The organism is Streptomyces sp. NPDC002055, from assembly GCF_040296705.1.
Lineage (GTDB): Bacteria > Actinomycetota > Actinomycetes > Streptomycetales > Streptomycetaceae > Streptomyces.
This window is the reverse complement of the sequence record NZ_JBEOXS010000052.1, coordinates 42,370-50,238: the sequence shown is the minus strand read 5'-3', so window position 1 is coordinate 50,238 and position 7,869 is coordinate 42,370. Positions and strand designations below refer to the sequence as shown.

The 7,869-nt window shown below is 73.8% G+C and carries 5 protein-coding genes; 4 read left to right on the top strand and 1 reads right to left on the bottom strand.

The window, feature by feature from the left end; all coding sequences use genetic code 11:
• Window positions 1-230: 230 nt before the first annotated feature.
• Window positions 231-1,325, top strand: coding sequence for a nicotinate-nucleotide--dimethylbenzimidazole phosphoribosyltransferase (gene cobT / locus ABT112_RS26745; protein WP_351513752.1), 1,095 nt, complete (start codon window positions 231-233; stop codon window positions 1,323-1,325).
• A 245-nt stretch (window positions 1,326-1,570) separates the two neighbouring features.
• Window positions 1,571-3,256 carry a phosphatidylglycerol lysyltransferase domain-containing protein gene (locus ABT112_RS26740; protein WP_502975460.1) on the top strand — a complete coding sequence of 562 codons (1,686 nt, stop codon included), beginning with the start codon at window positions 1,571-1,573 and terminating at the stop codon, window positions 3,254-3,256.
• A gap of 753 nt (window positions 3,257-4,009) precedes the next feature.
• Here ABT112_RS26740 and ABT112_RS26730 read toward each other — a convergent pair.
• Window positions 4,010-4,747, bottom strand: coding sequence for a hypothetical protein (locus ABT112_RS26730; protein WP_351513749.1), 738 nt, complete (start codon window positions 4,745-4,747; stop codon window positions 4,010-4,012).
• Between the two features lie 85 nt (window positions 4,748-4,832).
• Between ABT112_RS26730 and ABT112_RS26725 the strand changes: the two genes are divergently transcribed.
• Complete coding sequence (locus ABT112_RS26725) at window positions 4,833-5,696, top strand: adenosylcobinamide-GDP ribazoletransferase (RefSeq protein ID WP_351513747.1); 864 nt, start codon at window positions 4,833-4,835, stop codon at window positions 5,694-5,696.
• Window positions 5,697-6,066: 370 nt separating this feature from the next.
• Complete coding sequence (locus tag ABT112_RS26720; protein ID WP_351513746.1) at window positions 6,067-7,599, top strand: leucyl aminopeptidase; 1,533 nt, start codon at window positions 6,067-6,069, stop codon at window positions 7,597-7,599.
• Window positions 7,600-7,869 lie beyond the last annotated feature (270 nt).

Genomic DNA, 7,869 nt, shown 5'->3' with positions numbered 1-7,869 from the left:
GTTCCGGAACGTATATTTACGGCCCGGGGGGCCACAAATACACGGAAGCTTCCGGAACCCCCCACCCCTGCGGCCCCGTCCCCTCTCGTCGGTGGCCCCTGTCCGCCGCTCGTTGACCGTCCTGTAGCGGTCCCGCGCACGTTGGCTGTGCGAGTCGGACGTCCGCGGGCCACTGCGGTCCGGCGACCCGATCCGGCGGGAGTCCGGCCTCCCCCGGTAGGGTTCGGCGGATGAGTGGTCTTGATCTCGACGACTTCGGCAATCTGATCGAGCGCCCCGACTCCGGTGTCCGGCGCGACGCCGAGGAGCGCCGGGAGCGTCTCGTTGCGCCCGCCGGTGCGCTGGGGCGGCTCGACGAGCTCGGTGAGTGGCTCGCGGCCGCGCAGGGCGCGGTTCCCGTGCGGCCGATCGAACGCCCCCGGGTGGTGCTGTTCGCGGGTGATCACGGGGTGGCGGAGCTCGGTGTCTCCGGTCGGCCGGCGGGGACCACGCAGCATCTGGTCCGGTCCGTCCTGGAGGGCGCGAGTCCGGTCTCCGTTCTCGCCCGCCGCTTCTCCGTTCCGGTGCGGGTGGTCGACATGGCCGTCGACTGCGACCCGGCCGAGCTGCCCGAGGACGTCGTACGGCACCGGGTGCGCCGTGGTTCGGGCCGGATCGACGTCGAGGACGCGCTGACCGCCGAGGAGGCGGAGCGGGCGTTCCGGGCCGGGATGGCGGTCGCCGACGAGGAGGCCGACTCCGGCACCGACCTGGTGGTGCTGGGGGATCTGAGCGTGGGTGGCACCACCGCTGCCGGGACCCTGATCGCCGCGCTGTGCGGCACCGACGCGTCCGTGGTGACCGGCCGGGGCGGCGCCGGGATCGACGACACCGCCTGGATGCACAAGTGCGCAGCGATCCGTGACGCCCTGCGCCGGGCCCGTCCCGTCCTGGGCGACCAGCTCGAACTGCTCGCCACGACCGGTGGCGCCGACCTCACGGCGATCACCGGGTTTCTGCTGCAGTGCGCCGTGCGCCGCACGCCCGTGGTGCTGGACGGCGTCGTCTCGGCCGCCTGTGCGCTGGTCGCGCAGCGGGTGGCGTTCCGGGCGCCGGACTGGTGGCTGGCGGGCCAGGCGACCGGCGAACCGGCGCAGGTCAAGGCCTTCGACCGGATGGCACTCAACCCCGTGCTCGATCACAGCGTCACAGTGGGTGAGGGAACGGGGGCGTTGCTCGCACTGCCGATCGTGCAGGCGGCTGCCGCCCTGTGGGCGGAGCTCCCCGAGCGGCCGGCCCCGGAACCCGAGACGGCCGAACCGTCGGAGGGGTCCGAACGCGACTAGCGCGATCGTCCGGTCTCTCCCACCGCGCCATATGATCAATTTTCATGGGAGACGTCCGCTTGAGTCACGATCGTCGCTCCGATGCGGCTGACCGCGTATCAGCCCCGGCTCGCCCGCCGCGCCAGGCGGGCGAGCCCGGGAAGGCGCTCGCGCCGGAGGCCGAGAAGGCCGGCGCCCGGGGCCCGGAGTCCCGGGCGTGGCTCGACCGGTGGCGGTCCCGCAGCGCGGCGTTCGCCGTCTGGTACCTGCGCCTGGTCACCTTCGTCAATCTGCTGAGCGCGGTCTGGGTCTCCCTGGGGCAGGACGTCCGGCGGCACAACGTCGACGAGTTCTTCACGCCGTACCTGCTCACCGCGGGCTTCGCCTCGGGTGTCTTCACGCTCTTCCTCGCGGTCACGATGCGCCGCCGCAAGCGGGCGGCGTGGATCCTCAACCTGGTGCTGGCGGGGCTGTTCTCGCTGCTGCTGTGCCTGGTGATGACGCTGCCGGACTTCAACCGGCACGTGCAGAACTGGATCTCCCTGGTCCTCACCCTGCTGTTCCTGCTGTCGCTGGTGGTGGGGCGGCGTTCCTTCGCGGCGAAGGGTGACCGCTCCAACCCCCGGCTCGCGGCGGTGGTCGCGGCCGGCGGGTTCCTCGTCGCGTCCCTGATCGCCACCGCGCTGGTCACCTTCAGCAACGGCGCCGACGGCGGCCACCGTTCGACGCTCCTGGCCCGCTTCCAGTACGCGGTACTGCGGCTGATCTCCCTGGAGGCCGACGAGTCGGTCTTCGACGGGATCAGCACGCCGCCCTGGGTCGACGTGTTCATCAACGTGATGAGCACCCTGCTGCTGCTCGCCGTGCTGTGGGCGGCGTTCCGGTCCCGGCGCGCCACCGATCCGATCGGGCCGGAGGACGAGGAGCGGCTGCGCGCCCTGCTGGAGCGGCACGGCGAGCGGGACTCGCTGGGCTACTTCGCGCTGCGCCGGGACAAGAGCGTGCTCTGGTCCCCGTCGGGCAAGGCCGCGATCACCTACCGCGTGGTCGGGGGCGTCTCGCTGGCCTCCGGTGATCCGATCGGCGACCCGGAGGCCTGGCCGGGGGTGATCGACCGCTGGCTCGCCGAGTGCCGGGAGCACGCCTGGATCCCGGCGGTGATGGGGGCGAGCGAGGAGGGCGGCACCGTCTACGCGCGGCATGGTCTGGACGCCCTGGAGCTGGGCGACGAGGCCCTGGTGGAGGTGGGCGACTTCACCCTGGAGGGGCGCGCCATGCGTACCGTGCGCCAGGCGTACAACCGGGTGCGCCGGGCCGGTTACACCGTCCGGATCCGCCGTCACGAGGACATTCCGGAGCCGGAGATGGCGGAGCTGCTGCGGCGGGCCGACGACTGGCGCGACGGGGCGACCGAACGCGGCTTCTCCATGGCGCTGGGCCGGCTCGGCGACCCGGACGACGGCCGGTGCGTGATGCTGGAGTGCCACGACGGCGACGGTGAGCTGCGGGCGCTGCTGAGCTTCGTCCCCTGGGGGCCGAAGGGCCTGTCGCTGGACCTGATGCGGCGGGACCGGGACGCGGAGAACGGCCTGATGGAGTTCATGGTGATCGAACTCCTGCAGCGGGCCTCGGAGGTCGGCATCACCCAGGTGTCGCTGAACTTCGCGATGTTCCGGTCGGTCTTCGAGCGCGGCGCCAGGCTGGGCGCCGGGCCGGTGCTGCGGCTATGGCGGTCGTTGCTGAGCTTCTTCTCGCGCTGGTGGCAGATCGAGTCGCTGTACCGGGCCAACGCGAAGTACCGGCCGATCTGGGAGCCGCGCTACCTGCTGTTCGGGAAGAGCGTCGAGCTGCCCCGGATCGGCATCGCCAGCGCCCGGGCGGAGGGCTTCCTGGAGGCGCCGGCGCTGCCGTCCTGGCTGACCCGCCGGCACCGCCTCGGGTCGAAACGATGACCGTCGCGGTGCGCCCGGCGCTGCGCCGCGCCGCCCGCGCGGAGTGGGGCGCGCTGTACGCCGCGGTGCGGGGCGGGCTTCCCCGGAAGAGACCCGGCTTACTGCGTGCCCTGCCGCTGACGCTCGGCGCGGTCGCCCTGACCGCGCTCCTCCAGCTGGTGCAGAACCAGCCCTGGGGCTACCGGCCCGTCCAGGACCTCGGCGCCGTCCAGGCCTCCCTGCCCTGGTGGCTCGCCCTCCTCCGCACCCCCCTCTCGCTCTTCGTGCCCGCCCTCGACCTGCCGGTGTGGGGCGCGCTGGTCCAGATCCTGGTCGTCTTCGGCCTCTGCGAGATCTGCCTGGGCCGGCTGCGGACGCTGGCGATCGCCTATCTGGCCACGCTCACCGGGAGCCTGTACGCCCGGTACGGCACCTCGGTCGGCCCGGGCGGATTCCTCGGCCTGCCCGCCGAGGACGCGTTCGTCCACGACACCGGGCCGTCGGCCGCGGTGGTCGCGCTCGCGGTGCATCTGTCGTGGACCCACCGCGCCTGGTTCACCGGCGCGGCGGTGGTGCTGGCCATGGTCGTCGAAGTGATCGTGAAACCGAATCTGGCGGGCAAGGAGCATCTGGCCGCGATAGGGGGCGTGCTGGTGCTGGGGGCGGTGCGGTCGCTGTGGCGGGCGGCGCGGGTCCGGTCCGCGGGCCGGCGCTGGGCCGGACGGCCGGGCGCCCCCTCGCCTGCGGCCGCGCCCGCGCCTGCGGCCGGCCGGTTCAGCGGCTGGGGGCGCCGGCCACCAGGTCCGACAGTCGGCGCCGCAGATGGTCCCAGCGCTTGTCGTGCCGATACGCCCGCAGCCGTGATCTCGCCCGGGCCCGCGGCCGGTTGCGGTAGCAGCGCTTCGCCCAGAACGAGCCGGGCAGGGCGAGGCGTACGGCGCCGATGAGCGCCAGATAGGGCACCAGGACGCCGATCACCGCGAGCTGGGTCTTCCCCTTCAGCAGGGCGATGAGGACGATCAGGAAGTTCACCGCCACGGTCAGCGCGACGGTGGCCCGGTCCTGCTGCTCGTCGGCGGACAGGTCGTTCACGCCGAAGGGGAGGAAACCGACGAGCATCAGCCCGACGACGGCCGCGGTGAGGACGACCGCCTCGACGCTCTGCCGCCCCTGGTCGGTCCAGTAGACGTCGGAGAGGTGCAGGACGAGCGCGAACTCGTCGAGGACCAGCCCCACGCCGACGCCGAAGAGGACCGCGGCGAGGGCGGTGCCGAAGCCGTGCCGGTCGCCGGCGATCACACCGAAGCCGCCGATGACGGTGAGGATGATGCCGGGGACGACGTGATGGACGTGGACGCCGCCCGAGCTGACGTTGCGGAACGGTCCCTTCCCGGCCCGGATCATCCGGGTGATGGAGCGGGTGATGAGGAACGTCAGGATGAACGCGGTGAGAGCGAGCAGCAGGGGCAGCTTCCCCGGCTCCCCGATGTTCTGCTCCCACCAGTGACCCATGACACCCGCTCCCGGTTCCCGCAATGCCCGGCCTGATCACGTATGAGCAATCTAGCGCCGGGACGTGCCCGATAGCCTGCGCGCGATGACCGACACGACTCCGGAACCGGCCTCCGGCCCGACCGGCTCCTCCGGCCCGACCGAGCCCGAGGGCGCCGCGGGCCCGGCCGCCCGCGCCTCGCCGGGCGACGGGCTGCGCTTCGCCTTCGGCACGCTGACCGTGCTCCGGGTGCGGGTCTCCCGCTGGGACCGGGCCGCGGCCCGGGCCGGCATGCTCGCCGCCCCGCTGACGGGCGCGGTGGTCGGCCTCGCGTCGGCGGCGCTCGGCGTGCTGTTGCTGCTGCTCGGCGGCGGGCCGCTGCTCGCCGCGGTGGCGACCGTGGCGGTGCCGGCGGTGCTGACCCGCGGGCTGCATCTGGACGGGCTCGCCGACACCGCGGACGGCCTGGGCAGCGGCAGGCCGGCCGAGGACGCCCTGCGCATCATGAAGCGTTCGGACATCGGCCCGTTCGGCGTCGTGACCCTGCTGTTCGTGCTGCTGGGCCAGGTGGCGGCGGTGAGCGAGCTGTACGCGGAGGGGCGGGCGTACGGCGCTGTCGCGGCGGTCGTCGCGGCGGTGGCGGCCCGGCTGACCCTCACCCTGGCGGCGCGGGCCGGGGTGCCGGCCGCCCGGCCGGAGGGGCTGGGCGCGGCGGTCGCGGGCGTCGTGCCGGTGCGGTCGGCGGTCGCGGCGACCGTCGTCACGGCCGCTCTCTGCGCCGCCGCGGGCGCGGCCTTCGGGCCGGACGCGGCGGTCCGGTACGCGGCGGCGCCGCTCGTCGCCGTGGCCGCCGCCGAGCTGCTGTTGCGCCGGTGCCGGCGCCGCTTCGGCGGGGTCACGGGCGATGTGTTCGGCGCCCTGGCGGAGACCGCGGCCACAGCCGCACTGCTGGTGACGGCCCTCGGCTGACCGGGACGTCACGGGGGCGGGCCACTGGGGGCGGGTCGCCGGGATCGGACCGCTGAGGCCGGGCCCTGTTTCTGACGCGACATCACATGCCGCCGCGTCAGGGCCTTCTGGCCCCGTCCCCCGGGATCTAGCGGCGGAGGGATTCGTTCCGCCCTTGGTCGCGCACAACGGCGCCGTCCGGCCCCCGTTCCGGCGGGCATCCGCGGGCCCAGGCTTCGTACAGCCGGTCGGAACACTCGGAATACGATGCACGGAGCGCCCGGGGCCGTGCGTGGTTGCACGGCTGGTGGGCTGGGCCCGGCGACGGGCCCGAGCGGCGGCCGGCCCACCGACTGGCCGAGGAACGCAACGGAAGAGGAACCCCAACACCGTGACTGCTCTGACTCTCAGCACCTCCTCAGCGGCGTCGCTCCGCGCGGACGCCATCGTCATCGGCGTGGCCAAGGGCGAGAAGGGCCCGGTCGTCGCGTCCGGAGCCGAGGACGTGGACAAGGCGTTCGACGGAAAGCTGGCCGCCGTCCTCGAGACACTCGGCGCCTCGGGCGGCGAGGGCGAGGTGACCAAGCTCCCGGCACCGTCCGGCTTCAAGGCGCCGGTCGTGCTGGCGGTCGGGCTGGGCGAGAAGCCCGGCAAGGGCGAGAGCTTCGACGCCGATACGCTGCGCCGGGCCGCCGGAGCCGCGGCGCGTGCGCTGTCCGGCTCCGCGAAGGGCGCGTTCGCGCTGCCCGTGACGGACGCGGCGGACGCCTCCGCGGTGGCCGAGGGCGCGCTGCTGGGCGCGTACTCCTTCACCGCCTACCGGACGGACGGCAACGGCAAGAAGAAGGCGGCGGACGACAAGTCCGCCCCGCTCGCCGAGGTCGCCCTGCTCGGCACCAAGCCGCGCGACAAGGCGTTCAAGGCCGCGGCCGAGCGGGCGACCGCGCTGGCCGCCGAGGTCAACCGCGCCCGCGATCTCGTCAACACCCCTTCGAACGACCTGACTCCGGCGTCGTTCGCCGCCGCCGCGCAGTCCGCGGCCAAGGAGCACGGCCTCAAGGCCGAGGTGCTCGACGAGAAGGCGCTCATCAAGGGCGGCTACGGCGGCCTGGTGGGCGTCGGCAAGGGCTCGGAGAACCCGCCGCGGCTGGTGAAGCTCAGCTACACCCACCCCAAGGCGAAGCAGCACCTGGCCTTCGTCGGCAAGGGCATCACCTACGACTCGGGCGGCATCTCGCTGAAGCCGGCCGGCCACAACGAGACGATGAAGTGCGACATGAGCGGCGCCGCGGCGGTGCTCGGTGCGGTGGTCGCCGCGTCCCGGCTGGGCCTGCGGGTGAACGTGACCGGCTGGCTGGCGCTCGCCGAGAACATGCCCTCCGGCTCCGCCACCCGCCCCGGCGACGTGCTGCGGATGTACTCCGGCAAGACCGTCGAGGTGCTCAACACCGACGCCGAGGGCCGGCTGGTGATGGCCGACGCGCTCACCCGCGCCTCGGAGGAGAAGCCGGACGCGATCGTCGACGTGGCGACCCTCACCGGCGCCATGGTGGTCGCCCTGGGCAACCGCACCTTCGCGGTCATGGCCAACACCGACGCCTTCCGCGACACGGTCCACGAGACCGCCCTGGAGGCCGGCGAGCAGTCCTGGCCGATGCCGATGCCGAAGGAGCTCCGCAAGAGCATGGACTCCCCGGTCGCCGACATGGCCAACATCGGCGAGCGCGCGGGTGGCGGCCTGGTCGCCGGTCTCTTCCTGCAGGAGTTCGTCGGCGAGGGCATCGACTGGGCCCACCTGGACATCGCGGGCCCGGCGTTCCACGAGAGCGCGCCGTTCGGCTACACCCCCAAGGGCGGCACCGGCTCCGGCCTGCGCACCCTGGTGCGGCTGGCCGAGCGGGCCGCCGGCGGCGACCTCGGCTGACGGATCACCGCTGCCCCCGCGGCTTCGTCCGGGCCCGTCCCGGCGGGCCGCGGGGGGCGGAGAACGGGCGCCGCGCCCGTGCCGCTCGGGCCGGCCGGGCCCGCGCCCGGGCCCCGGGAGCCCCGGAAGCCCCGGAAGCCCCGGGAGTAACGAATGCAACGGGCGCACCGGCGGCTCACTGCTGACGCAGGAGTACCGGAAGTCGGCCACGGACTCGGCAGCCTCGACAGCCCCGAGCGCCACAGAAGCCACAGAGGTACGTCTCCGGAC

Excerpts from the sequence above, each read along its gene's own strand:
- cobT (WP_351513752.1), top strand. The coding sequence starts at position 231 with ATGAGTGGTCTTGATCTCGACGACTTCGGCAATCTGATCGAGCGCCCC.
- ABT112_RS26730 (WP_351513749.1), bottom strand. The coding sequence starts at position 4,747 with ATGGGTCACTGGTGGGAGCAGAACATCGGGGAGCCGGGGAAGCTGCCC.
- ABT112_RS26725 (WP_351513747.1), top strand. The coding sequence starts at position 4,833 with ATGACCGACACGACTCCGGAACCGGCCTCCGGCCCGACCGGCTCCTCC.